Below are 25,602 nucleotides of genomic sequence, written 5' to 3' on the forward strand. Positions count from 1 at the left end.
CCTAGGCGTCCGCCGCCGCGTGGATCGCCTCTCTGATACGGACATAGGTGCCGCATCGGCAGATATTGCCCGCCATCGCCATGTCGATATCGGCATCGGTCGGCTTCGGTGTCGCATCGAGCAAGGCGGTCGCGGCCATGATCTGGCCGGACTGACAATAGCCGCATTGAACGACTTCGTGGTCTAGCCATGCCTTCTGGATCTTGGCGCCGCTCGGGGTTTCGCCGACCGCCTCAATCGTCGTGATCGGCTGTCCGGCCACACTCGACGCTGGAAGAAGGCAAGACCGCACAGCGTTGGCGCCCACATGAACCGTGCAAGCACCACATTGCGCGATACCGCACCCGAATTTGGTGCCTGTCATACCGAGCACGTCCCGCAAAACCCAAAGAAGGGGCATGTCGGGCGGCACATCGACATCATGAGTCTGGCCGTTGACCACAAGCTGAAACATGGCTGTTTCCCTTGTAAAAAGATTGGCCGCCCTAGGCGGCAAGGACGAAAATCACTTGGCCAGGGGCAGCATGTGCCAAAACAAGAAGCGACGCCAGATCAGATATTATTAAGGAATAGGTCAAAACTGCGAATAGTTCTCACTCTCAATTTTTGATATTGGCTAGAAGGATTTTGTGCGACCAACTTGAAAGAACTCTGGCCAAGAATCGCTTTTTTCTAATTAACCGGACGGCATACCGTCAGCGCAATGTCATCGAGCGCATGTTTTGCCGCATGAAGGACTGGCGGCGCATCGCTACACGCGACGACCGCCGTGCCAGAAACTTCATCTCAGCCATCGCAATCGTCGCAACCGCTTGCTTTCGGCTCAGTTAATTGAGTCGGCAGCCTAGTCTTGCGGGGCAGGACTGGCCTGGGGGAACCAGGCGGGAATCGTGTGGCGGTTATCGTCGCGGGCCGCCTGAATGGCAGCGTCACGATGCTGACGATAGAGACTGCGGAAGGTCGCGTAAGGGTCCAGCGCACTGAACTGGATTTGGGAGATGGGCTTGAGGAGTTCGGCCCGCGTATTGACGATGGTCAAGGTTGTGCGGGCATAGCCGAGGTCTGTCACGATCGCACCCTGACCGACCCAGAAGAACGGGTCGGAGACGATGCCGACGCCGAAGCCGGCGGCGTCACGCGGGTCTGACGGGCCCAGAACCGGCAGATACAGGAAGGGTCCGGTGCCGACACCCCAAAGTGCGAGAGTGATGCCGAAATCCGCCTCATGCGCGGGCCAGCCCATCCCGGTCGCGACATCGAAAATACCGCCGACACCGAGCGTGGAGTTGACGACGAAGCGCATCAGGCTGTCGCCGGCGCGGCGGGATTTGGCTTCCAGAATGTCGTTGATGAAGACGACCGGCGTATGGAGGTTAGCGAGGATATTGCCGATATGATTGCGCACCACGCGCGGGACGACAAAGGCATAGCCCTGCGCGACCGGTTTCAGGGCATAGGTGTCGAGCGCGTTGTTCACCGCATAGAGCTTGCGGTTCATCGGTTCCAGCGGATCGTCATTCTGCTGATAGGCGGCCAGGGCGTCGGGGTTGGACGCTGACGGCCGGGTGGCACAGCCCGTCAGCAGGCTGGCTGAGATCAGTCCGGCGATCCAAAGCCTGGATGTCACGCAACGGCCCGGTTTTGACATGCTGTTCTTTGCCAAGGTTATGACGTTCGATGGCGCATCAAATACGTTCATCCAGACTTGAAAAGAATGTCTCGACTTCTCTCTCGTCACGGTCATGGTCGCGCAATTCAGCGTCAGGCGCGCGTCCATTATCGATGAATGCAATCATCCAAACGGCCAGTTTCAGCAGACATCGATCCAGAATTCGATCAGGCAACGACATAGGACTTTCCCCACTGGCCCTGACCGCCTAGGCGGCCAAGGACCGGTCTTGCGGATCAGCTGGGCCAGGCGGAGCCACGGATGACGGAGCAGAAATTGCCGCGATGGAAATGCGGATCCTTATCCGCGAGGACATCGGCCTTCACATTGCCAAAGGTCGTATCAGGCTTGTGCTTGATGCCATCATAGAAGGCCTGGATGATATCCTCCTTGAAATGGGCCGTGCGCGGATGGGCTTTGACAATGGCATCGCGTTCGGCATCGGTATAGTCGGGGTAAGTCAGGCCCAGCACATCCATTTCGACCCCGGCGGTCACCAGCGCCACAACGGGATGCATATGCTTTGGGATGCCGGGTGTCGTGTGGAGTGCGATCGCGGTCCAGACCAGATCGATATCGGCGGGTGCGATACCGCGCGCTAGCAGAAAATCGCGGGCTGCATTTGCGCCGTCGACTTCAAACCGCTCGTCAGGACTGCTATATTGCGGCACCAGCCCGACATCATGGAACATGGCCCCCGCATAGAGCAGTTCCGCGTCACAGCGCAGCCCGCGATGCTGTCCCGCCAGGGCACCGAAGTGATAGACGCGGCAGGAATGATGGAACAGGAGCGGGCATTCCGTGTCCTGGACAAATTCCGTGATTTCCGCGGCAAGCTTACTGTCCGGAACCGAGAGTCCTGGGAGCATGAGCGACATCAGAGTCTCTTTTCGTTTTGCTGCAGTCAATGGGCCAGGACGACTAGCCAAGCATCGGGATATTACTGCCCCTGCGCGTCATGATACCGCCCGAGCGCTTGCCGCACGCCGTCGCCATAGGCGGGGTCGGCGCGGGCGCAATTGTCGATATGGCGTTCCTGGATAGGCTCGGCCGCCCCGCCGATCTGTCTGGCCGTATTGTCAAATAGCGCCTGGCGCTGCGTCGCCGTCATCATGCGAAACAGATCGCCGGGCTGCTTGAAATGATCCTCGTCGATACGATGGTCCCAGTGCGCGGCCGCGCCTTCGATGCGCAACGGCGGATCGCTGAGCGTGGGCTGATCCTGCCATTCGCCCAGACTATTTGGGAAATAGCTCGGCGTGCCGCCGAGATTGCCATCGGTCCGCATGGCCCCATCGCGGTGGTAACTGTGATGCGGGCATTTCGGCGCATTGACGGGAATATAATTGAAATTGACGCCAAGCCGGTAGCGCTGCGTATCGCCATAAGAAAACAGGCGCGCCTGCAGCATCTTGTCGGGTGAGAAGCCGATGCCCGGCACGACATTGGCCGGCGAGAAGGCTGCCTGCTCAACCTCAGCGAAATAGTTTTCCGGATTCCGGTTGAGTTCGAAGAACCCGACCTCGATCAGCGGGAAATCGGCCTTGGGCCATACCTTGGTCAGATCAAAGGGATTGAACGGGAAGGTTTTTGCTTCCGCATCGGTCATGACCTGGATGAACAAGGTCCAGCGCGGAAAGTCGCCGCGCTCGACGCTTTCGTAGAGGTCGCGGCCATGGGTTTCGCGGTCCCGGCCGATCATGGCTTCCGCTTCCGCATCGGTCAGATTCTGGATGCCCTGCTGGGTCCGGAAATGGAACTTCACCCATTGCCGCGTGCCGTCGGTGGCGATCAGGCTGAAGGTGTGACTGCCGAAACCGTGCATATGACGGTAGCTGCGGGGAATGCCACGCTCGCTCATCACGATGGTCACCTGATGCAGCGCTTCGGGCAGCAGGCTCCAGAAATCCCAGTTGTTATTCGCACTTCTGAGGCCGGTGCGGGGGTCGCGTTTGATCGCGTGATTGAGGTCGGGAAAGCGCAAGGGATCCCGGAAGAAGAACACCGGCGTATTATTGCCGACGACGTCCCAATTGCCGTCTTCGGTATAGAATTTCATGGCGAAGCCACGAATGTCCCGTTCCGCGTCCGCCGCGCCGCGTTCGCCCGCGACGGTTGAAAACCGCACGAACATCGGCGTCTGCTTGCCGATGGCCGAGAATATCTTCGCCTTCGTGAACCGCGTGATATCGTGGGTTACAGTGAAGACGCCGTGCGCGCCGGACCCCTTGGCATGCATCCGCCGTTCGGGGATCACTTCCCGGTCGAAATGGGCCAGTTTCTCGATCAACCAAATATCCTGCAGCAGTGCGGGCCCGCGCGGACCGGCCGTCTGGATATTGAGATTGTCCGATACGGGCGCCCCGGTTGCATGCGTTAAAGGGCCTGGCACGTCCTGTATCGACATTGGGAACTCCAAATTTGACCGAACCATTGAAAAACGGCTTTCGCCACAGCCGGGAAACGGCGGCTTCTCATGAAGCGTGATGAGTTCAGCCGATCCCGAAAACCGTCCTAGGACAGGAAGACCGCGGCCTTGCGGAAAACGCTTGAATGCAATGACCCTAGAGGCGGGACGATAGCCGGTCTGGAACAAACGGGCGGTTTTTAGGATAAACATGCTACTAAAATTCGGCAGCATGCCAATCAGGCCTCGTCAACGCCGATAGCGCCTTGGCATAGTGTTAAGCATTATCCGCCTCAGGTAGGAATGGAAGGGGGCCATTGCGTGCTTGCTGACCGTATCGCGGACAATTTGGGCGAAAGGTTCCAGATTCCGCCGCCACCGACGCTTGCAGCCCGGCTCATCGGGAATACGCAAATCGGATTCTCGCGATTTCAGAATCTGGAATCGCGCTATGGCGATTCCGCGCCGTCCGAGCGCGAGGATGCATTTGCATTCATCATATCGCTGAGGGCGACTTATTTCTCGCGCGTGGTCATTGGGGGCAGCGAGCAGTCGGTGGTCCAATCCCCGGGCGAGGCCTATCTGTTCGACCTGAACGCCAGCAATCAAATCAGTCTCGATGGAGAATTTGATAGCATTCGGTTTTATATTACCCAAGCCGGCATCGATCAGATGGCGGAGGATAAGGGTAATTGCCGGATAGGCGGGCTGCATGCCAAATCTTTCGGGCAGGCAGATCAAATACTCCATCGTCTGGCGATGGTGATGATACCGGCTATAGAAAAATCGTCCGAGGTGACGACGGCCTTTGTCGAATACATGGGACTAGCGTTCTATGACCATGTCGCCCATACCTATGGCGGAGCGCAGAGCAGCGACCCGCTGGCGAGCGGCCTGGGCCATTGGCATCTGGGACGGGCTTGCGAATTCATTGAGTCTAACCTGGCCGGCGATCTTTCGATTGCGGCGCTCGCGACCGAATGCGGGATGTCCATGAGCCATTTTACCCGAGCTTTCCACATGGAAACAGGAATGACGCCACATCAATGGATCATTCATCGTCGTTTGTCCCGGGCCAAGATCCTCATGCAAAACGCGGATCTGTCCTTGAGCGACATTGCATGCGCCTGTGGTTTCGCGGACCAGAGCCATCTCGGCCGGCATTTTGTGCGGGCAACAAAATTGACGCCGGCACAGTGGCGTCGTCAGCGATAGTGAGACGGATAGAGACGAGCGATCCCGGCCGGAAAAGGGAGAAAGATTTTCGCCCGAAAGAACAGGACGCGACGGCAGTGGATAAGGATTTTTTCGACAGAGACGACAAGGAACGCGAGCTATGGATGTAATGTATTATAATCCGGCGCAGCTGACGGGCCCGGACTTGATCGAAAAACTATCGGCCGATCATAGTTGCAGCAGATTCTTCTCCAGACTTGGCAGCACCTGCTATACGGCCTTGTCTCAATCGGAACCCGAACGGGTTCTGTGGCTGCAAGAGGCTGCTTTTCGGGGGTCAAAGCTCAATCAGCTTTATCTCCATCTCTCCGAATACTGGAGGATGAAAGGCAGATCAGCGAGTTTGCCGGCAGAGACGGAGTTTTTGGAGGATATATTCTCGATTTTTTATATGCTCCAAAGGCTGGAAGATGGAAAATTGGAGATTCAACCCATCATCCACACAGTTTGGTCGCTGTCCGAACTGTTCAAGCCGCTGTCTCTCGCCCGGTTTTCTTCCGAAGGGCAATCCGATCTGTGGTTGCCGTTGCCGGTTGCGCGGGCAACCCTTCTCATTGTCTTCGATCTGCTCCTGGCATCTCTGGTCAGGCAGTTGAGCCACCTGGTTCCCGGACAAGTTCATATTTCCGTCGAACGTCTGGGCCGTTACGACGGGCAGATAACCTATACCGATCCCACCATCGGCCCCGGGGACTTCATGGACTCGCCCATTTTTTCTATAGCAAACGGCCTGTTTTCCGCGTTTGATGGGGAGCAGGTTGTTCAACCTGTCCCACAGGAGGGGACCATGTTCGTCGCCCGATTTTCCTGCACAAAGGCAAGATGGATCGCACGCTCGAATGCCAGAGTGATCGCGGCGCCGGGAAAGCCTGCATCGGTACAGCCGGTTCCTTGAACATATGGACAGGTTATCTGATGGATTTTGATAAGGGTGATAAGGCGCTCCACTCGTCTCACCGGATCAGGATGGTCTGGGTCCTGGCGGGCTTTTCAGCTTTGATGTCATCGACGGCTGCGAACGCGGCAGCGGGCGCGGCCGCGCTGCCGCCTGCGGATAGCGGCAGCATCTACACGGTCCGGGTCGAGAATGACGTCACCGGCACGACGGACGAATACTATACCAGCGGCCTCCAGCTGGGTTGGACAGGCCCAACCGGTGCGGTGCCGGGTTTTCTGGCCCGCCTGGGGCATGCGGCTCTTGGTGTCGGCAATCAGCGGGTCAGCATCGATCTCAGCCAGCAGATGTATACGCCGTCCGATACCCAGCTTAATCCGCCGGACCCGAATGACCGTCCCTATGCCGCGACGCTGCTGCTGACCGGCCAACTCATTCAGGATAATGAAACAAGCCGCACGCGGCTTGGCATGCAGGTCGGCGTATTGGGCCCCGATGCCGGCGGTGAGATTGTCCAGAACGGCTTTCACACCATTATCGGTGACGCGCAGAATCAAGGCTGGGACGATCAGCTTGATAACCGGCCGGTGCTCAATGTCTTTGCTGATCGCACCTGGCGCTTGCCGTTATTGGCGCTGACATCCTTGCCGGCGCTGAACGCGGCGCCGATCGGCATCGATATCCTGCCCGATGTCACCGGCTTCGTCGGCACCGAGCAGATCTACGCCCAGGCCGGCGGCATCATGCGCATCGGGCAAGGGCTGGAGGACGATTACGGCGCCGGCCGCATCCTGCCCGGTATCGGTGGTGGGGATGCCTATCTGCCCGATTCCGGCTTCGCCTGGTATCTCTTCGGTGGCATGGACGGGCAGGCCGTTGCCTATAACACGCTGTTGGAAGGCAATTCCTTCGCCAATGGACCAAGCGTCACCAAGAAGCCTTTCGTCGGCGAGTTCGAAGTCGGGCTGGCGATGATCTGGCATGGGGTGCGCATCACCTTCAGCCAGACCTGGCAGACGCATGAATTCACGTCGCAGCAGGGCGGGATGTTCGATTTCGGCTCCGTCGCCGTCTCCGCCCGGTTCTAGGAGAAGGGCTGCCGTCAGCCCTGCCGGCGATAGCGATCGGCGACGTCACATCAAAGTCGGATTATGCGGAAAGATCGCCGAGCAGCCGACCGAGCTCAAGTTCAGCCTCGCGGGTCTGAAATCCCTTGGCGACGGCCGCCTTGATGCGCTGCTGCGCTTCAGGCTGTTTCACGCCATTGCCGAAGAGGTCGGAATCCCGCCTGAACTCCTCCACCGGCGCCAGAGCGATGGCATTGACCCGATCCTTGACCGCAGCATAGCCGGAAGCCGGGAAACCGGCGATGCGTTGAGCGAGCTTGGCGACGAAGGGCCGCAACTCGGCGGCCGGCAGCGCGCGATTGATCCAATTGTAGCGCTCGGCCAAGTCCGCGTCGTAGTCGTCAGCGCTGAGCAGAACCTCAAGCGCCCGCGCGCGCCCCAGAAGGCGCGTCAGATGCTGGATGGCGCCGCCGCCCGGCACCAAGCCGAAGGCCGGCTCATTCTGGCAGAAAATGGCGGTTTCGCGCGCGGCGAACGTCATGTCGCAGGCGAGCATGAATTCGCTGCCGGCGCCCCGCACCCGGCCTTCGATCATCGCGATGGTCACGGCTTTGGTCTGGCTCAGCCGGCGGAACAGCATGGCGATGGACGCCTCACCGGTCAGACGCGCTGCTGCCTCGCGGTATTCACGGATTTTGGTGACATCGACATGGGAGATGAAAAAATCCGGATCGCCGCTGGAGAAGACGACGACCTTGATGGGGTCGGCCCGGTCCAGCTCTGCAATGAGCGATACAAGATCAAGGATGAGTGCGGGGCCGATCAGATTCATCGGCGGCGCGTGGATTTCGGCAAAGAGCACGGCGCCCTCCTGCCTTGTCTTCAGTGTTTCATAGGTCTGGGACATTCTGGCCTTCAATCATGGGACGGCGGATCGACAAATCTTGGGCCGGTGAGGTGCCACAGGCCCGTGCCGCACAGACCTTGAAGCGAGGCGCTTGAATGTTGCCGATCCTGCGGCTAGGAACACTCAGCGTCTGGAATAGTCGGATCTTTTTTGGATAATTCTGCGGCTAAAATTATGGCGCTTCCCATCGGCTCTCGGCATCCTGTGACCTTGGTGGCAGACCGGTCTGTGGTTTGCGGCTGGGCGCAATCGTGAAGGAGGGTCTTGGCGTGCAGGTCGATCGCATTTCGGGCGCCTTGAGCGGTCGGTTCAAGATTCCGCCGCCACCGACGATTGCGGCAAGGCTGATCGGCAACAACCAAATCTCGTTTTCCCATTTCAGGAATTTGGAATCCCGGCCGGAAAGCTCGGCGCCGCCCGAACGGGAGGAGGGATTTGTCCTATGCGCGTCGCTGACAGCGACTCGCTTCTCGCGGGTTTGTCTCGCGGGGCGCGCTCAATCGGTCCTCCAATCGCCGGGGGAGGCTTATCTGTTCGATTTGACGTCCCAGTATGAAATCAGTCTTGATGCGCAATTCGACAATGTTCGGTTTCAAATTTCCCAGGCCGCTATCGATGAGATGGCCTATGAAAAGGGAATAGGCCGGGTCGGCGGCCTGCATTCGAAGTATTTCGGGCAGCAAGACCAGATTCTCCATCATCTGGCGCAGACGATACTGCCCGTGATCGAAAATACATCTGCCGTCACGACCGCTTTTGTTGAATATATCGCACTCGCCTTCCACGATCATGTTATCTACACTTATGGCGGCGTTCGCAAAGGCGGCCAGGCGGTGGGGGGATTGAGCCCCTGGCAACTCCGCAGGGCCTGCGACTTCATTGAAGCGAATTTGGCGGGTGACCCTTCGATCCAGGCGCTATCGGCTGAATGTGGCCTCTCCACGAGCTATTTCACCCGCGCCTTTCGCTTGTCCAAGGGCATGACGCCCCATCAATGGATCATCCAGCGGCGCATTTCGCGTGGGAAGAGCCTGCTGCGCGATCCAAGACTGACCCTGGCCGAAATTGCCCAGCTATGCGGCTTCGTCGATCAAAGCCATTTCGGCCGCCATTTTGTGCGAGCAACCGGAACGACGCCGGCGCAGGCGCGGCGCGACGGACGATCGCGCGGTTAGCAGGCAGGACTTGGATCGCCGCACGGCCGAATCTGGACGACCAGCAATGCCGCGATCCTGCCCTGGTCTCAGAACTCCGCCAGCGTTTCGCGCAAGGTCGAGGTCGCATAGGCGCTGCGCACCAGACCTTTGCGTTGCAGCGCAGGAACCAGGCCGTCGGTCACTTCGATGATGTATCGGCGGCTCATACGCAATGAAGGCGATGTGATCAGGAAACCGTCGCCGCCGACCTCCTCCATCACCTCGCCCATCTTTGTCGCCACCTGATCCGGCGTGCCGACCAGTTCGAAGGACGAGACCAATCCGCCCGAGGCTTCGATCACCAATTGCCGCAAGGTCTTGCCGCTGCCCCATTGCGCGAATTTGTCAAGCGAGCCTTGCTCTCCATTCGTCGTCATATGGGGCAAAGGCTCATCCAGATTGAAGGCTGAGAAGTCGATATCGGTGACGCCCGCGATGAAGGCGAGGCTCTGCTCGATAAACCGATCTGAATTGATCATGCGCGCGTGCTTGGCTTTTGCCTCCTCCTCGGTCTCACCCAGGGTCGGGGTGATGCAGAAGAAGATCTTGATGGCGTCGGGATCGCGCCCGGCCTTCACGGCGCGGGACCGGATATCCTCCCGGTATTTTTTCATGCCGGCCACGCCATTGCCGACGGCCACGATGGCGTCCGCATGCTTGGCCGCGAAATCCTTGCCGCGCGGCGAACCGCCGGCCTGGAAGAAAGCCGGCCGGCCTTGCGGTGACGGCGCGGTATTCAGCGGGCCACGGCACTTGAAGTATTTGCCATTGAAATCGATCGTGCGGACCTTGCCGTGATCGGCGTAATACCCCGTCTCCCGGTCCATGACGACGGCGTCCTTATCCCAGGAGCCGAAAAGCTGGCGGACGAGATCAAGATATTCCTCAGCCATATCATAGCGAATCTCACGCGGGGGGAGTTCGTCCATGCCGAAATTCTGTGCCGAGGCATTCTCGCCGGTGGTGACGATATTCCAGCCGAAGCGCCCGCCGGAGATGTGATCGAGGGTCGAGCACAGCCGGGCCAGCATGAAGGGCGGATAGGCCATGGTCGACATGGTCGTGACGACGCCGATATGCCGCGTCGCCGCCGTCATCAAGGCCGCCAGCGGTGCCGGGTCATGCTTCGGTGCCATCAGCGCATGTTTGAGATAGACTTCCCGGGAATGGCCATAGGCTTCGGATACCATGAGCGTGTCTTCGACCATCATGAAGTCGAAGCAGGCGCGTTCCAAAGCCTTCGCCATCTCGACATAGAAGCCGCCGTCCCACGGCGCGCCGCCATTGGCGAAGGGCTCGTTCCATTCATCCGGCGAGAATCCCATGAACCAGCCGAGATGGAATTGCGTCGTCATGATGTTTTCCTCTTTGTTGGGCCTTAGCCGCGATAGCGCGTGATCAACAAGGCCAGTGCGGTGATCAACAGCGTGATCAGGATAATGCCGGTGCCGACGGCGTTGATGGCGGGGGTGATGGTCGTCCGCATCATCCCCCAGATGAGGGTCGACAGCGTATTGCTGCGCGTCGTGAAGAAGGCGATGACGAAATCGTCCAGCGACAGCGCCATGGCGATCAGCAGGCTGCCGACGATGGAGGTGCCGATGGCGGGTAGCGTCACATGCAGGAAAGCGCGGAGGGGGGAGGCGCCGAGGTCACGCGCGGCCTCGACGGCCGCCTGGTCAAGCGCCACCACCCGGGCATAGAGCACGGCGGTGACGAAGGGCTGGGTGAAGACGAGATGGGCAAGGATGGTCGCAGGCACGCCCGGATGCAGGCCGATAAAGGTGAAGAAGGTCAGAAGCGACAGGCCCAGCACCAAGGGCGGCAGCATCAGCGGCAGGCAAAGCAGCATGAGCCCGAAAACGGCCCAGCGCGGTCTGAGCCGCGCGAGGCCGAGGGCCGCCATCAGGCCGATCAGCGTCGCGGCGATGCCGCAGCCGAGGGTGATCCGTGTCGTCGTCGAGACCGCCTGCCAAAATTGCGGATCGGCCGAGATCACTTTGTACCAATGCAGCCCCAGGCCCGGAATCGGGAAAGCCGAGGACAAGCCGGTCGAAAACGAGAAGAGCACGCATAGAACCAGCGGCGAGATCAGGAATAGGACGACAAGGCCGGCGAAGGCGCGCGGCAGAAGGGCAAGGCCGGTCATCGCGCGCGGAACACTCTGTTGATGACGAAACCTACGACGCAGAGCAGTGCCAGGCTGGCGGCGATCAAGGTGAAGGACATGGCCGCACCCTCGGGCGTGTTCATGCGCAGGCTGAACTGCTCCTGGATGAAATTGCCGAACATGGCCCGGCCGGGACTGCCGACCAAAGCCGGCGTCACGTAATCGCCGGCCGCGAGCAAAAAGCACAAGCCGAAACTCGCCAGAAGGGCAGGGCGGATCTGCGGCAGCACGATGTCGCGCATCGCGCGGCCGCCGCTGGCCCCCATGTCGCGCGCGGCCGCCAGTTCCGTTTCATCCACCTCGCGCAGCGCGCCGTAGATCGGCAGAATGGCGAGCGGCAGCAGGTAATGCGTCAGCGTCACCACGACAGCGCCGGTATTATAGAGCAGGATCTGCAGGGGCTGGCGGATCAGGCCAAGGCGGATCAGGGCGCTGTTCAGGATACCGTCAACGCCGAGGATGGTAAGCCAGGCGTAGATCTTGACCAGATAGCCGCCGAACAGGGTGGTCAGCGCTGTCAGCAGCAGAACATTGCCGAGCGAGCCGAGCGAGAACCGCACGGCATAGGCGAACAGGAAGCCGAGGATCGTGGTGACCGTCGCGACCAGAAAAGCGATGTCGAGCGTGCGCAGCAGCGGCCCGCTATATTGAGTGAAGACCTCAATATAATTGTCGAGATAGAAGCCCGGCACGATGCTGAAGATCGACGCCTTCCAGAAACTCTGCACGAAGAAAAAGGACAGCGGGGCCACAAAAAGACCGAGGAAGACCAGGAAGGCGGGCAGCAGCAGCACTATGGTAGCGATGCGGCTGCGACCGTCCGGCGATGGTGTCGCGGTCAATTTCGTGGCCAAGTTTTCTGGCATCAGGCCTGGTCCAGGACCAGATGATTGCCAGCCTGCCAGCCCAGGGTGACGTTACTGCCGAGGGCCGGCATTCTATTGAGGTCGTTACTGTCGATCTGGACGAGAAGACTGGCGCCGGTCGCCAGTTCGCAGCGCAGATGCGAAAAAGGACCGAGGAAGATCGCATCGACCATACGCGCTTGCAGCCGGATGGCGGTCTCGGCGCCTGGGCCGAACTGGATCTGCTCCGGCCGGATGACGACATTGACGGGCTGATCGGGGCCGGGATCGGCCAGGACGGTGCCGGGAGCGAGTTCGATCACGCCGCGCAGACGATTGGCCGGCAGGATATTGGCCTCCCCGACGAAAGCGGAGACGAAGGCATCGGCCGGGCGCGTATAGATGTCGCGCGGTGCGCCTTGCTGCACCACCTTGCCGCCATTCATCACGGCGACGCGGTTGGCGAGCGTCATGACTTCGGTCTGATCATGGGAGACCAGGATGAAGGTGCCGCCGATCGCCTGATGGATCTGACGCAACTCCCGATGCATGGCCTTGCGCAGTTTCAGGTCGAGAGCCGCCAGCGGTTCGTCCAGCAGCAGGACCTGAGGTTTCAGAATGAGCGCGCGGGCCAAGGCCACGCGCTGGCGCTGCCCGCCGGACAATTGCGGCACAAGCCGGTCCGCGAAGGCCTCCAGATGGACCAAGGCCAGCATCTCATCCACGGCCCGGTCCAAGTCGCGGCGCGCCGTCCGGCGCAGCCGCAACCCATAGGCGATATTCTGACGCGCGGTCATATGAGGAAAGAGGCCGTAGTTCTGGAAGACCATGCCGGTCGGCCGCCGTTCCGGCGGCAGGCGGGTGACGTCCGCGCCCGCGACCAGAATCCTGCCCTCCGACGGCGGGACGAAGCCACCGATCATGCGCAGCAAGGTCGTCTTGCCGCAGCCGGACGGTCCCAGGATCGCGAAGAAGTCGTTCTTCTCGATGGCGAGGGAGGTCGGGTGAACAGCCGTATGGGCCCCGTAGCGCTTCGCCAGACCGCGCAGTTCCAGCAGGGGTCCCACCATCGGCCTGTTCCCTATCCCAGTCCTCAGGCCTTCAGGAAACGCTCATAGGCATCGAGAACCTGCTCGTAGGAGACATGGGCCCCGTCACTCTGGGCGGGATACATGCGGGGATAGACATGGGCATGCGCGAAATAGGCGTCGAGATTGTCGAAACCATAAAGCGCCTTGACCTCGGGTGTCAGTTTCGCAATCGCGTCGCCGTTGGTGACGCCCAGAAAATTGTCGTTGCCGAACTTCGCCTGGGCATCGACGCTCATCACCTGATCGATGAAGAGGTAGTCGAGATCGAGGTTCGGCGCCTGTTTGGCGATGTTGAAGGTATCGACAAAACCCCAGGTGCCCTCGACCGGCTGCGCGATTGAAACGTCAACGCCCTTGGCCTTGCACCAGAGCACCATCGGCTCCCAGCCCATGATCATGGCGACTTCACCGCGGGTCAGCAGATCGGCGCCGTCGCCCAGGCTGGCCGGCATGGCGCGGACATGGTCCTTCTTCAGCGTGATCAGGAGCTGAATGGTCTGATCGAGCTGGTCCGGCGTCAGCAGGGTCGGGTCTTTGACGCCGGTCGCGACCGGCGCCCAAACCAGGATATTGGTCAGGGCGTCGCTGAACAGCGCAACCTTGCCCTTGTATTCCGGCTTCAGGAAGTCCTTCCAACTCGTCGGCGCGGCCGAGACCATCTTGGGATTGTAGAGAAGGGCGCAGGAGCTGAAGGTGAAAGGCACGCCGAAGCACTGGCCGTGGCTTTGGAAGGCCATCTGTTTGAACTTGGGCAAAAGTTCGTTGAAATTGGTCAAGCGATCTGTTTTCAGGGGGACGATCAACCCGGCCTCAGCCATCAGCGGGGCGTACATTTGATTGAAGGTCGTGAGGTCGACGATGCCCATGCCGCCGGAGCGCAGCTTGGTGATCATATCCTCGCTGGCATTGATATAGGTCGTGTCGACCGTCGCATTATGCTTCGCGAGAAAGTTACCGACATGGAAGCCGGCGTCATAGCCTTCCCAGCCGACGAAAGAGACGTGCTTCAGGGCGTCTGCGTAAGCGCTTTGCTGAAAGCCACCGAGGACGCCGGCGGCGAGGGCAGCGGCCGCGCCGCCCAATAGACTGCGGCGAGAGAGCGCGCCGGCCATGGCCTCGGCCGGCGATGCCGCGCGGCGCGCGTGATCCTGCGGAAATGAGCGCATCACATCGATCTCCATGCAGTTTATGGGGCAATGTCCTTCGGTCGCCGACGAAGCGGGGCGGGAAGGGTCAGCCGCGGTGTATGGCGAATTATTTGGTCATACGATCATAAACGTCAACAGATTTTCGCACCCTAAATGAGCATTTATCCATGATTAATCCCTGAAAATGCTCATATGGGCAAAAATCGGGCATCCGATTGCGCGTTTGCTCCAAAATCTGCTTTATCTGATGCAGGATAGCGAGACCTGATGGGGAGCAGAGCATGGATGACGGCCCGCTGATGGAACTGGACGCGCTCAGCCGCGGCATCATCGTGGCTTTGCAGGATGACGGCCGGGCGTCTTTCCGCGAGATCGGCATGAGGCTGGGCGTTGCGCCCAATACGGTCAGGGCGCGCTACCGCTTGTTGCAAGAGCAAGGCATCATCGATGTCATCGCTGTGCCCAATCATTGGAAGATGGGCCTCACCTGCCACGCGACCATTGGGCTGAAGCTTCGCCCCGGCTATGCCGAGCAGGCGATCGCCGTGCTACAGGCGCGGCGCGAGGTCGCCTGGGTCGGCCGCCTGCTCAATGGATATGACGTGCTGCTGGAGGTTGCGGCGACCGACGCCTTGACCTTCGTCCGGCTGAAGGAGGAGTTGTTTACCGCGATCGAGGGCTTTGTCGACGCGGATGTCTTCATGATGTCCGACGTTCGTAAATTCCGATATCGAATCGAAATAGGTGACGCCTAGAGTTTGTTGGGTTTTAGTAGATAATGCGTCATCCGCGCACTCGTTGCGCGGACCTACCCGTCGCGGCGCCCAGACGGCCGCTTGCCTGTTCGCAGGGGTAGATGCGCGGGTCGGGGCCCGCGCACGACAGATTTGAGGGCGTTTCCAACTAAACCTGACAGGCTCCAGCCCTCAGGCGGGGATCAACCCCAAAGACCGCGCCAGCGCCTGCATCGCGCTGATCAGCGCCCGCACGGCGGAGCGCGAGCGCGCAAGATCGGGCGCGGCCAGTTCCTGCAGAATGATGCCGTCGATCCCCGCCATCACCAATTGCGACAGCCGCTGCACATTCTCCGCCGTCGTCTGGTCATTGCCAGGCGCATGCGGCGCGAAGACGTCGTTATGGGCTTTGATATAGTCGTTATACTGGCGCTGGGCCATCCAGGCGGCGCCCTTCGTGCGCAGCGCGTATAGCGTCAACTCGTACTGCACGAGCTGGATCGCGAAATTTTCTTCGGTGGCGTTCCAATCCGTCAGCAGCGCCCTTTGAATGCATTCGTCCAGATTGCGGCTGCCGGCCACGCCGAGGCGCAGCGTCCGGGCCAGCCGCGCGCCCAGCATGTCGAGCACGGCCAGCAGCAGCATGTCCTTGTTTTCGAAGTGGTAATGCAGGGTTCCGAGTTGCACGCCGGCTCTTTCGGCGATCTTGCGCGTCGTGATCCCGGTGACGCCGTCCTCGCACAGAGCGAGCAGCGCCCCCTCGATCAGCTTCTCTCGCGTCTCCCTTGCCTTGCGGCTGGCGCGCGGGGCCGTCAGCACGGCGCCGGATGTCCCCTCGATGGCCTCGGCCAACCTTACTTCCTTCATGGTCCGTATTGCCTCGACAGCCGACACCAATCGTCCGGCTGCGCCTCTATAAGGCGTGCGGTCACGAAAGCGATGGTGCGCCGACGGAAAAGCGGTGGCTGGCCGATATACCGTTGAGATGCCCGGTCGGTTATTTGGTCTATTGACCAGTTTTGCAAAATGCATCCTTATTGAAGCCCGGCGATCTTGAAGCCCGAACGGGCTGAAGAATCGTCGAAATACGCCCATATAATAGGTCGGTCGTCCAATAGAAAGCGACGACGGCCCAACCCCATTCAGGGAGCTGCGCGTTGCGGAGAATCGGCGTCGATACGGGTGGAAGCTTTACCGATTGCGTGCTGATCGATGATGCGCTTGGCACAGTCACGGTCGAAAAAGTACCGTCGCAGCCGGCCCATCCCGAGCGCGCGATTCTGGACGGTATCATGCGTCTGGTCGCGAAAGCCGGGCTGACGCCCGCCGATATCGGCGCCATCGTGCATGGCACGACCATCGCGACCAATATCGTCATCGAGGGAACCTACGCGACCGCCGGCATTCTTGCGACCGCCGGTTGCCGCGACGTGATCGAGATCGGCACGCAGCAGCGCCCACAGCCCTATGACCTGCTGCACCGCCCGAAGCCCGTGCTGGTGCCGCGCGACAGGCGGCTGGAGGTGGCGGGCCGGATCGCGGCCGACGGCGCGGAAGTGGAAGCGCTGGACGAGACTGCGGCGCGTCAGGCCATCACCGCGCTCGCGGGCGCCGGGGTGCAGGCGATTGCCGTCACCGGGCTGTTCTCCTTCGTCGCGCCAGCGCATGAGACGCGGCTTGCGGCGCTTGTCAGTGAGATCGCACCCGAGATCTATGTCGTCGCCTCCTCCGACGTATCGCGGGAGATGCGGGAATATCCGCGCTTCGCCACCACGGTCGTGAATGCGGCGCTGGCCCCCAAACTGGACCCCTATATCCGGCGCCTGCAGGAGGAGATCCGCCGCCAAGGCTTTGCGGCCGATCTGTATGTCATGCAGAGCAGCGGCGGCATCGCGACCGCTCAACGGTCCATGGGCCAGCGGGCGCATCATCTGGTGCTATCGGGTCCCGCGGCCGGCATCATCGGCGGGCTTGTCACCAGCCGGCTCGTCGGCATCGATCGGCTGGTGACTTTGGATGTCGGCGGCACCAGCGCCGATATCGGCATCCTGGCCGAGGGCCAGTCCCGCATTCGCTACGAGATGCCGATGCCGAACGGCATGCCGCTGCATGTGCCTAATCTGGAGATCGAGACGATCGGGGCGGGCGGCGGCAGCATCGCCTGGATCGATGCCGGGGGCGCCTTGCAGGTCGGTCCGCGCAGCGCCGGCGCGCGGCCGGGGCCGGTCTGCTTCGGCCTCGGCGGTACCGAGCCGACCGTGACGGATGCCCAGCTTGTATTGCGGCGGCTAAACCCGGCCGGGCTGCTGGGCGGTGCCCTGACCGTGGACCGCGATGCCGCCGTTTCGGCCGTCGGGCATCTGGCCGAGCGTCTTGGGCTTGGGGTGGAGCAGGCGGCGCTGGGCATCGTCGCCGTCATGGAAGCGAATATGGCCGGCGCCATCATGCGCACGGCCGCGCGCCACGGCGACGACTTGCGGGACTTCGCGCTGATCGCGGCCGGCGGTGCCGGCGGGCTGAGCGTCGTCCCGCTTGCCATCGCGCTCGGCATGCCGCGCGTCGTCATCCCGCCGCATCCCGGGCTGCTGAGTGCGGCGGGACTTCTGGCGGCGGATCTGCGCCATGACCTTTCGGTGCCGGTTCTGATGGACGCGGCCAAGCCGGACGCGGCTTTGGTCGCGCGCCATCAGGCGGATCTGGAAGCGCAGGCGCTGGCCTATCTCGCGGCCGACGGCATTCCGCCCGCGCGCAGGCTGTGCGAGCATGCGCTCGATATCCGCTATTTCGGCCAGGAATATGCCGTGACCTTGCCGGTACAGACCGGCGAAAGGGCAGACGCCGTGCTGGCGCGATTCCACGACAGCCATGCCAGGATCTACGGTCACAGCGCGCCGGGGACGGGTGTCGAACTGACGGCGATCCGCGTCACCGGCCGCAGCCTGCCGCAGGCCGGCGCGCTGCCCATGAGCGAGGCCGCGACGGAACCGGCTGCGGGGACAAGCCGGGCCGTCTGGTTCGAAGAGACCGGCGGTTATGTCGAGACCGCCATCCTTGACCGGTTCGGCCTGCTGCCCGGACAGATCGTCGCCGGGCCAGCCATCATCGAGCAGCTTGACAGCACGACCGTGCTGCCGCCCGGCTGGACGGCGCGGGCCGCTGCCGGCAATTGCCTCATCATCGAGAGGATGACGCCATGATCGATCCCGTGACCGTGGCTGTGGTCGGCAGCGTGCTGAAGGCGCTGATCGGCGAGACGGGTGACGCGCTGCGCCGCAGTTCCCATTCCCCGATCATCCGCGACATGCTCGACTATTCCTGCGCCCTGTTCAACGCCCAGGGCGAGGCTGTGGCCGAGGACGCCAATATTCCGGCGCTGCTCGGCTCCATGACCTATTCCATGCCGCATCTGCTGGCGGAGAATCCGACCGAGACGGTCTTCCCCGGCGACGTCTTCATCGGCAACGATCCTTATCGGGGCTGCACCCATACGCTCGACATCCATATTTTCGCGCCGGTCTTTGCGGAGGGGCGGGTGGTTGCCTGGATCGGCAATCTTGCCCATCACAATGATATCGGCGGCACCAACCCCGGTACCGAGGGCTTCGCCAACCGCTCCATCTACGAGGAAGGGCTGCGCTTCCCCTGGGTGAAGCTGGTCGAGCAGGGGCGGGAGAACACGGCACTTGTCCGCTATTTCGAGAATAACACGCGCGACCCGATCGCCAGCCTGGGCGATTTGCGGGCGCAGATCGCGGCGGCCCGGCTGGGCGTGCGCCGCATGGCCGATGTCGTCGGCAAATTCGGCGTCGTGACGTTGGAGGCAGCGATGGCCGAACGCCTTGCGCAAAGCGAGCGGCGTATCCGCCGCGTTCTGGCCGAAACCCCGGACGGGGCCGGTTTCGCCGAAGGGTTCCTCGACAATGACGGCATCGGATCGGAGCCCGTGCGCATCGCCGTTTCGGTCGCGGTGGCGGCCGACGAACTCGTGGTCGATTTCACCGGCACGGATCCGCAGATGGCGGGCGGCATGAACTGCTCGCGCACCGCGACCTTGGCCGGCGTCATCTTTGCGGTGAAGGCGGCTTTCGATCCTGACGCCGATCAGACCGCGGGCAGTCTGCGCGCGTTGCGGGTGATCCTGCCCGAGCGCACGGCCGTCAACCCGGTCTATCCGGCGGCCGTCAGCTTGCGCCATCTGGCGGCGCAGCGTGTGACCGATACCATCGTCAGGGCGATGACCGGCTTCAAGCCCGATCTGGCGGTCGCCGGCGGCTTCGTCGGCTTCTCCAGCCTGGCCGCCGAATGCCGCCATCCGCGCACCGGGCTGCCCGTCATCATGGCCGATGATCTCGGCGGCGGCATGGGCGGCAACCGTCTTCATGACGGGCTGAGCGCGGTCGACCCTTATCTGGGCAATGTCGGCATCCTGCCGATGGAGGTCTGCGAGCGCCAATACCCGATCCGTATTCTGACGACGGCGTTGGAACCGGATAGCGGCGGCTGCGGGGCGCATCGCGGCGGGCTTGCCATCCGGCGCGTGTACCAGTTCCTCGACCGTTGCGACGTCGTCTTCTACACCGAGCAGACGCGGGCGGAATTCGCGGCCTGGGGTGCTTCCGGCGGCAAGGCCGGCGCACCGGCGCGCCTGGTGCTGGAACGGGCCGACGGCACGCGCCTGCCGATCACCAAGAACCGCCTGATGGTCGAGGCCGGCGACCGGTTGGTGACCGTCACCGGCGGCGGCGGCGGCTGGGGTGACCCGGCACAGCGCCCGGCCGCGCGCCTCGCCCAGGATCTGCGCGAGGGTAAGATCAGCCGCGAGGCCGCCACTGCCTGTTATAATTTGGCAGCAATATCATGAGCGCGCTGGTGCCGGACCTGCTGTCCTTCCTGGCCGCGAACCCCGACATCACCGCGATCGACGCGGTTTTCGTCGATGCCAATGGCCGGCTGAGGGGCAAGCGCCTGCCCCGTGACGCGGCGGCGGCGATAGGCGGCGGCAGCGTCACCATTCCTCAGGCCACGATGGCGCTGACGACGCCGGGCGAATGCCTGGATGCCGGCGGGCGCGGCATTTCCGACGGCGATCCGGACGGGATCGGCCTGCCCGTCGCGGGCTCCGTCGTGCGGCTGCCCTGGGCCACCGCGCCCACCGCGCAGGTGTTTCTGCGCCTGGCCTCGGCCGAGGGCGCGCCGCTCGGCCTGGACCCGCGTGACGTGCTCGACCGGGTGGTGACCCGGCTGGCGGCGCTTGGCCTGCGGCCGGTCACGGCCTTCGAGGTGGAATTCTACGTCATCGACCGGACGCGCGCGGCCGACGGCGCGCCGCTGCTGCCGGCGGCGATGACCGCCTTGCCGGTCTGGTCGCAGCGGTCCCACGCGGTCGAGCCGCTGGACGCCCTGGCGCCCTTCTTCGCGACGGTCGAGGCCTATGCGGCGGCCCTGGGTCTGCGGACGGGCGGGGTGACCGCCGAGACCGGCATCGGTCAATTTGAGATCAACCTGATCCATGGCGAGGATCCTGGCCGGGCGGCTGATGAGGTTATTCTGCTGCGTCAGGCCTTGACCCAGGCGGCGCGCGCTTGCGAACTCGACGTTACCTTCATGGCGAAGCCGATGGCCGACCGGCCCGGCAATGGGTTGCACCTGCATCTGAGCCTGATCGACGCGGAAGGCCGCAATATCTTCGCGGGCGAGCAGGGGGAGGAGATGCTGCGCTTCGCTCTTGGCGGCCTGCGCGCCATGATGCCGGACGTGCTGGCGATCCAGGCGCCGAACCATAATTCCTATCGTCGCTTCGTCCCCGGCAATTTCGTGCCGGTCAACCGCAGTTGGGGCCGCGACAACCGGTCCGTCGCGCTGCGTGTGCCGAGCGGGTCGTTGTCCGCGCGCCGTATCGAGCATCGGATGGCGGGCGGCGACGCGCATCCGCATCTTGTCATGGCAACCGTGCTGGCCGGGGTGGTTCATGGATTGGAGAACCGCCTTGATCCCGGGCCGGCGTCGGACGGGAATGCCAATCTTCTGGCCGATCCCGCGCTGCCGCGCGATTTGAGCGCGGCGCTGGATGCCTTCTCCGCCAGCCCGGTCGTGCGGGACTATCTCGGCGCCGCCTATGTCGATCTTTATACCGATCTGCGCCGCAAGGAATTCGACCGCCTTTTGAGCTTCTATTCCCCCAAGGAATACGAATGGTATCTGTGACGGCTCTCGCGCATCCCGACACGCTATATGCCGCGACCTGTGCGCTGTTGCCGCCGCAACCGGCTTTGCAGGGCCGGGCCGAGAGCGATGTCTGCGTCATCGGCGCGGGCTTTACCGGCCTCGCGGCGGCCATGCATCTGGCGCGCGCCGGTCGCAGCGTCATCGTGCTGGAGCAGGGGCGCATCGCCTCGGGCGCTTCGGGCCGCAATGGCGGCCATGCCAGTTTCGGCATGCGGCTGAAACAGGACAAGCTGGAAGCCTGGCTCGGGGTCAAGGACGCGCAAGGGCTGTGGCGGATGTCGCTTGACGCGATGGCGCATCTCAAAGGTCTGATGGCGGATGGTCTTGACTGTGACTTCGTCCCTGGCGTTCTGCGCCTGGAGCACCGGCCGCAGGACGTCGCCGCCGCCCACCGCTACGCCGAGCGGATGCGGCGCGACTATGGTTTCGATGCGCTGGAACCGCTGACGGCCAGCGAGGTGCGGCAGCGGGTCGCAACCACGGCCTATCACGGCGGCATCTATGATCGGGCGTCCGGCCATCTTCACCCCCTGAAGCTCGCCATGGGGCTGGCGCGGCGCGCGCTGGACGCGGGTGCCGTCATCCACGAGCAAACGCGCGTCCAAGGGGTCGCGGCAGCGGGCGAGCGGTTGATTGTGCGGACGGATCGGGGGCAAATACTTGCCCGCGACGTGATCTATGCCGGCAACGGCATGATGAGCGGCTTAGACCGCGATATCGACCGCCATATCATGCCGATCCGCAATTATATTCTGGCGACCGAACCTCTGCCGCCGGAGGTCGCGGCCGGTTTGATCGCCGAGGGCGCGGCGGTCAGCGATTCGCGGTTCGTCGTCTACTATTTTCGGGTCTCCGCCGACCGGAGACTGATCTTCGGCGGAGGTGAGACCTATAGCTATCGCACCCCCGCCGATTTGAAGGGCTTCGTGCGTCGGCATATGCTGGGGGTCTATCCGCAGCTTGCGGATCTGCGGATAGACTATGCCTGGGGCGGGACGCTGGGCATTACGCGCTCGCGCATGCCCTATCTGCGCCAGCCCGCGCCCGGCCGCTGGCTGGCCGGAGGCTATTCCGGCAAGGGCGTTGTGCTGGCACCCTATATCGGCAAGGTGCTGGCCGATGCGATCGGCGGCGACCGGCGCGCATTCGACCTGCTCGCGCGCCTGCCGAGCCGCCGCTTCCCCGGCGGCGCCACATTACGGGCGCCGCTGCTCGCGGCCGGCATGGCCTATTACAAATTCCGCGACGGCCTTGGTTGAGAGCGCGGAGATGTTCTTATTGCGCCATCATCAATAGAGCGGCGGCGTCACCGCCCAGATGACGACGCATTGGACTGATCCCGAATTGGAAAAGCGATGCGGCAAGGTCGCGGGAAACCGGAAGGAATCGCCCGCATTCAAAATCTGCTCGTCACCGTCGACCTCAAGCGTCAGGCTACCTTCGAGGACGGTGCCTGCATCCTCGCCCGCATGGGTATAGGTCGAATCGCCTGAGCTTCCCTGCGGCGCGACGGTGACGATCATCAGCTGAATATGACCTTCCCCGGAGCAGAGCATTTCCTTCCGGCAACCGCGGGACGGCAGATCGAGCACCCGCCGCTGGGTCCGCCGCTGCACCCAGGCCGGTCCGGTGGCCGCCGAGCGTGTCTCGTCAAAGAACCAGCCCATGGTCACGTGGAAAATCTCAGCGAGGCGTTGCAGCGTGCGGATGGAGGGGGAGGCGATGTCGCGCTCCAACTGGCTCAGCATGCTGACGGATATGCCGCTGCGCGCCGAGAGATCCTGCAATGTCCAGTTCCGGCCCTGCCGCATGATGCGCAATCGGGCTCCGGCACCCACCGGCTTATCCTCGATGTCGGCCTCCGTTCCCGCGGCCTGCACCCGATCCAGTGCCTTTTCAGCATCCGGACTAAAAATTTTAGTCATTTTTTTTAACTCTATTGTCAAACTGGCGAGGTGATTATAACGTTGCCACACGACGACGCTGAGGTAAAGATATGCGGGTAGGCATCGAAGTTGGTGGCACGTTCACCGATCTGGTTGCGATTGACGACGGCCAGGTGCGCGTGGTCAAGGTTCCGAGCACGCCGCGAAGTCCGGATATCGGGGCATTCAACGCCTTTGGCGCGGCGGGTCTCGATCCCACGACTGTAACTGACCTGGTTCATGGATCGACCGTCGCCACCAATGCGATTTTGGAGCGCAAGGGCGCGCCGATCGCTTTTATCACGACAGCCGGGTTTCGAGACATTCTTTTCATGCAACGGCATGACCGGCGCAATATCTACGACCTCAAATACCAGAAGCCGCTTCCTCCGGTGCGCCGGCGCGACTGTTTCGAGATCGCCGAGCGGATCACCTCCTCCGGTGAGGTGATCGCGCCGATCAAAGAAAGCGATATCACGGATATCCTGGTACCCGCATTGCGGCAGGGCCAGTATGATGCCATCGCGATCTGCCTTCTGTCGTCCTATGCTTCGGCGGCCCATGAAATTATCCTCAAGACTATTCTAGAGCGTCTGCTGCCGGACGTACATATTACCTGCAGCCATGAAGTTGCGGCCGAATTTCGGGAGTTCGAGCGGGCGTCCACGGCGTCGCTGTCCGCCTATGTCCAGCCCGTCATCAGCCGCTATCTCGATCGGTTCGAGCATACGCTGCGCGAGGCTGGCTTTCGCGGGCATTTCAACATCATGCAATCGAACGGCGGGCGCATGCCGGCCGCCGCCATGCGCCGCAACGCGATTACCGCCCTGTTGAGCGGTCCCGCCGCCGGTGTTGTGGGGGCAATACGCCAGGCCGCGCGGTCGCAGCGCAGCAACCTCATCACCTTCGACATGGGTGGTACATCAACCGACGTGTCGCTGGTCCAGAACGGCGAAGCCTCGCTCGCGCCGGAAACCGAAGTGGACGGTCTGCCGATCCGCACGCCGGTTCTGGACATCGTGACGGTCGGCGCGGGCGGCGGCAGCCTTATCTGGATCGATGACGGCGGCATGCTGCGCGTGGGGCCCAGAAGTGCCGGCGCGGATCCTGGCCCTGCCTGTTACGGGCGCGGCGGAACATTGCCGACGGTTACCGACGCCCATGTCGTTCGCGGCACCATCCGCCCGGACGCGTTTCTGGGCGGCGCGATGAAGCTGGATACCGAGGCCGCGCATCTGGCCTTCGCGGATATCGCGGCACGTCTTGGCGTCAGCGTGCGCGAGGCGGCGGCCGCCGCCATCAAACTGGCGGTCGCCAATATCGTCCGCGCCATGCAGTTGGTCTCGACCGAACGGGGACGCGACCCGCGCGACTATACGCTTTTGCCCTTCGGTGGCGCAGGCCCGCTATTGGCGGCCGAAATCGCCGATGAAATCGGCATTCGGGAAATCCTGGTGCCGCCGAACCCCGGTGTCATCTCTGCCCTTGGCCTGCTTTCGGCGGACTATGTCAAAGTACAAGGTGTGACGCGCCGCCAGGCGCTGAACGCCGAAGCGCCGGCCATGCTGCAATCGGCCTTCGCCACGTTCCAGGAACAGGCCAAGCAGGAATTCGGCGCCTTGGGGCTGGACGGTGCGCTGGACTATTCCCTCGAAGCCGATATGCGCTTCGTGGGTCAGGCCTTCGAGATTCCCGTGGCCCTGGATACGACGGCGCTGACCAGCCTGCGGGAAGCCGATCTTGCCGCGCGTTTCGCGGAAGAACATCAGCGCGTCTATCTTCATGGCGGGGAGCCGGGACGCAAGGCAGAGTTGGTCAGTCTTCGCTTCGGTGTCAGACGCCGGCTGGACGCGATGCCGGAAGTCTATGAGAGACCGTCCAATATGGAACGGCCGCCGGCCACGGAAATTGTCGTCGATGCGAAGGTTGTGCCCGCCCGCATTCAGGACGCGGCCGATCTTGTAACCGGTGACAGCCTGACCGGACCGGCCTTGATCGAAGGCTATTCCTCCACAATTTGGGTACCGCCAGGTTGGCGCGCGACGCGCGATGCTGGTGCAAACATCCTTCTGCAGCGGGAAGATTGA

23 protein-coding genes and 1 pseudogene are annotated in these 25,602 nt (G+C 62.4%); 11 read left to right on the forward strand and 13 right to left on the reverse strand.

Translation table 11 applies throughout. The features are described from left to right. Nucleotide 1 precedes the first annotated feature (1 nt). The gene (locus ACELLULO517_RS25850) at nt 2-454 is read right to left on the reverse strand and encodes a (2Fe-2S)-binding protein (protein WP_227310369.1); all 453 of its coding nucleotides are present in this window, start codon (nt 452-454) and stop codon (nt 2-4) included. Nucleotides 455-690: 236 nt separating this feature from the next. On the opposite strand from ACELLULO517_RS25850, the pseudogene ACELLULO517_RS25855 reads away from it, so the two are divergent. Further along, nucleotides 691-831: pseudogene (locus ACELLULO517_RS25855) on the forward strand (IS5/IS1182 family transposase); the annotation flags it as partial. 13 nt (nt 832-844) lie between these two features. Here the strand turns inward: ACELLULO517_RS25855 and ACELLULO517_RS25860 are convergent. The 4 genes from ACELLULO517_RS25860 to ACELLULO517_RS25875 form a co-directional block, all read right to left on the reverse strand. Further along, entirely contained in the window at nt 845-1,627 is a 783-nt protein-coding gene (locus tag ACELLULO517_RS25860; RefSeq protein ID WP_227310370.1) for an MlaA family lipoprotein, read from the reverse strand. A gap of 58 nt (nt 1,628-1,685) precedes the next feature. Then, nucleotides 1,686-1,850 (reverse strand): hypothetical protein, encoded by a 165-nt coding sequence (locus ACELLULO517_RS25865; RefSeq protein ID WP_227310372.1) that lies wholly within the window; start codon nt 1,848-1,850, stop codon nt 1,686-1,688. Nucleotides 1,851-1,905: 55 nt separating this feature from the next. Then, nucleotides 1,906-2,547 carry an HD domain-containing protein gene (locus ACELLULO517_RS25870; protein ID WP_227310373.1) on the reverse strand — a complete coding sequence of 214 codons (642 nt, stop codon included), beginning with the start codon at nt 2,545-2,547 and terminating at the stop codon, nt 1,906-1,908. Between the two features lie 62 nt (nt 2,548-2,609). Further along, nucleotides 2,610-4,076, reverse strand: coding sequence for a catalase (locus ACELLULO517_RS25875; protein WP_227310374.1), 1,467 nt, complete (start codon nt 4,074-4,076; stop codon nt 2,610-2,612). 321 nt (nt 4,077-4,397) lie between these two features. On the opposite strand from ACELLULO517_RS25875, the gene ACELLULO517_RS28990 reads away from it, so the two are divergent. The 3 genes from ACELLULO517_RS28990 to ACELLULO517_RS25890 all read left to right on the forward strand — a co-directional run bounded on the left by ACELLULO517_RS28990 (nt 4,398) and on the right by ACELLULO517_RS25890 (nt 7,295). Continuing rightward, nucleotides 4,398-5,291, forward strand: coding sequence for an AraC family transcriptional regulator (locus tag ACELLULO517_RS28990; RefSeq protein WP_227310375.1), 894 nt, complete (start codon nt 4,398-4,400; stop codon nt 5,289-5,291). 121 nt (nt 5,292-5,412) lie between these two features. Beyond that, entirely contained in the window at nt 5,413-6,207 is a 795-nt protein-coding gene (locus ACELLULO517_RS25885; RefSeq protein WP_227310376.1) for a hypothetical protein, read from the forward strand. A gap of 20 nt (nt 6,208-6,227) precedes the next feature. Then, complete coding sequence (locus ACELLULO517_RS25890; RefSeq protein WP_227310377.1) at nt 6,228-7,295, forward strand: lipid A deacylase LpxR family protein; 1,068 nt, start codon at nt 6,228-6,230, stop codon at nt 7,293-7,295. A 61-nt stretch (nt 7,296-7,356) separates the two neighbouring features. On the opposite strand, the gene ACELLULO517_RS25895 is transcribed toward ACELLULO517_RS25890, so the two are convergent. Further along, entirely contained in the window at nt 7,357-8,181 is an 825-nt protein-coding gene (locus ACELLULO517_RS25895; protein ID WP_227310378.1) for an enoyl-CoA hydratase/isomerase family protein, read from the reverse strand. A gap of 251 nt (nt 8,182-8,432) precedes the next feature. Between ACELLULO517_RS25895 and ACELLULO517_RS28995 the strand changes: the two genes are divergently transcribed. Next, nucleotides 8,433-9,356, forward strand: coding sequence for a helix-turn-helix domain-containing protein (locus ACELLULO517_RS28995; RefSeq protein WP_227310379.1), 924 nt, complete (start codon nt 8,433-8,435; stop codon nt 9,354-9,356). Nucleotides 9,357-9,424: 68 nt separating this feature from the next. On the opposite strand, the gene ACELLULO517_RS25905 is transcribed toward ACELLULO517_RS28995, so the two are convergent. Genes ACELLULO517_RS25905 through ACELLULO517_RS25925 form a run of 5 tightly spaced genes read right to left on the reverse strand, consistent with a single transcriptional unit; the run spans nt 9,425 to nt 14,649 of the window. Then, nucleotides 9,425-10,732, reverse strand: a complete 1,308-nt coding sequence (locus tag ACELLULO517_RS25905) for an NtaA/DmoA family FMN-dependent monooxygenase (protein WP_227310380.1) — start codon at nt 10,730-10,732, stop codon at nt 9,425-9,427. Between the two features lie 23 nt (nt 10,733-10,755). After that, nucleotides 10,756-11,526, reverse strand: a complete 771-nt coding sequence (locus ACELLULO517_RS25910; protein ID WP_227310381.1) for an ABC transporter permease — start codon at nt 11,524-11,526, stop codon at nt 10,756-10,758. Then, entirely contained in the window at nt 11,523-12,413 is an 891-nt protein-coding gene (locus ACELLULO517_RS25915) for an ABC transporter permease (RefSeq protein WP_227310382.1), read from the reverse strand. The genes ACELLULO517_RS25910 and ACELLULO517_RS25915 overlap by 4 nt, the downstream gene beginning before the upstream one ends. Next, on the reverse strand, nt 12,413-13,462 hold the full coding sequence (locus ACELLULO517_RS25920) for an ABC transporter ATP-binding protein (RefSeq protein WP_227310383.1): 1,050 nt from the start codon (nt 13,460-13,462) through the stop codon (nt 12,413-12,415). The genes ACELLULO517_RS25915 and ACELLULO517_RS25920 overlap by 1 nt, the downstream gene beginning before the upstream one ends. Before the next feature lie 23 nt (nt 13,463-13,485). Next, nucleotides 13,486-14,649, reverse strand: a complete 1,164-nt coding sequence (locus ACELLULO517_RS25925; RefSeq protein WP_227310408.1) for an ABC transporter substrate-binding protein — start codon at nt 14,647-14,649, stop codon at nt 13,486-13,488. 263 nt (nt 14,650-14,912) lie between these two features. On the opposite strand from ACELLULO517_RS25925, the gene ACELLULO517_RS25930 reads away from it, so the two are divergent. Then, nucleotides 14,913-15,386: an Lrp/AsnC family transcriptional regulator gene (locus ACELLULO517_RS25930; protein ID WP_227310384.1), complete on the forward strand. Its 474-nt coding sequence runs from the start codon at nt 14,913-14,915 to the stop codon at nt 15,384-15,386. Nucleotides 15,387-15,557: 171 nt separating this feature from the next. On the opposite strand, the gene ACELLULO517_RS25935 is transcribed toward ACELLULO517_RS25930, so the two are convergent. Next, complete coding sequence (locus ACELLULO517_RS25935; protein WP_227310385.1) at nt 15,558-16,232, reverse strand: TetR/AcrR family transcriptional regulator; 675 nt, start codon at nt 16,230-16,232, stop codon at nt 15,558-15,560. Nucleotides 16,233-16,522: 290 nt separating this feature from the next. Between ACELLULO517_RS25935 and ACELLULO517_RS25940 the strand changes: the two genes are divergently transcribed. The 4 genes from ACELLULO517_RS25940 to ACELLULO517_RS25955 are packed head-to-tail and all read left to right on the forward strand — an operon-like array spanning nt 16,523 to nt 22,849. Beyond that, entirely contained in the window at nt 16,523-18,562 is a 2,040-nt protein-coding gene (locus ACELLULO517_RS25940) for a hydantoinase/oxoprolinase family protein (RefSeq protein WP_227310386.1), read from the forward strand. Further along, nucleotides 18,559-20,226, forward strand: a complete 1,668-nt coding sequence (locus ACELLULO517_RS25945) for a hydantoinase B/oxoprolinase family protein (protein WP_227310387.1) — start codon at nt 18,559-18,561, stop codon at nt 20,224-20,226. Before ACELLULO517_RS25940 ends, ACELLULO517_RS25945 begins: the two co-directional genes overlap by 4 nt. After that, entirely contained in the window at nt 20,223-21,569 is a 1,347-nt protein-coding gene (locus ACELLULO517_RS25950) for a glutamine synthetase family protein (protein WP_227310388.1), read from the forward strand. Before ACELLULO517_RS25945 ends, ACELLULO517_RS25950 begins: the two co-directional genes overlap by 4 nt. Then, nucleotides 21,557-22,849, forward strand: a complete 1,293-nt coding sequence (locus ACELLULO517_RS25955) for an NAD(P)/FAD-dependent oxidoreductase (protein WP_227310389.1) — start codon at nt 21,557-21,559, stop codon at nt 22,847-22,849. The genes ACELLULO517_RS25950 and ACELLULO517_RS25955 overlap by 13 nt, the downstream gene beginning before the upstream one ends. A 30-nt stretch (nt 22,850-22,879) precedes the next feature. On the opposite strand, the gene ACELLULO517_RS25960 is transcribed toward ACELLULO517_RS25955, so the two are convergent. Next, entirely contained in the window at nt 22,880-23,515 is a 636-nt protein-coding gene (locus ACELLULO517_RS25960) for a cupin domain-containing protein (protein WP_227310390.1), read from the reverse strand. A gap of 71 nt (nt 23,516-23,586) precedes the next feature. On the opposite strand from ACELLULO517_RS25960, the gene ACELLULO517_RS25965 reads away from it, so the two are divergent. Further along, nucleotides 23,587-25,602 carry a hydantoinase/oxoprolinase family protein gene (locus ACELLULO517_RS25965; protein WP_227310391.1) on the forward strand — a complete coding sequence of 672 codons (2,016 nt, stop codon included), beginning with the start codon at nt 23,587-23,589 and terminating at the stop codon, nt 25,600-25,602.

Source organism: Acidisoma cellulosilyticum, assembly GCF_020621385.1.
GTDB lineage: Bacteria > Pseudomonadota > Alphaproteobacteria > Acetobacterales > Acetobacteraceae > Acidisoma > Acidisoma cellulosilyticum.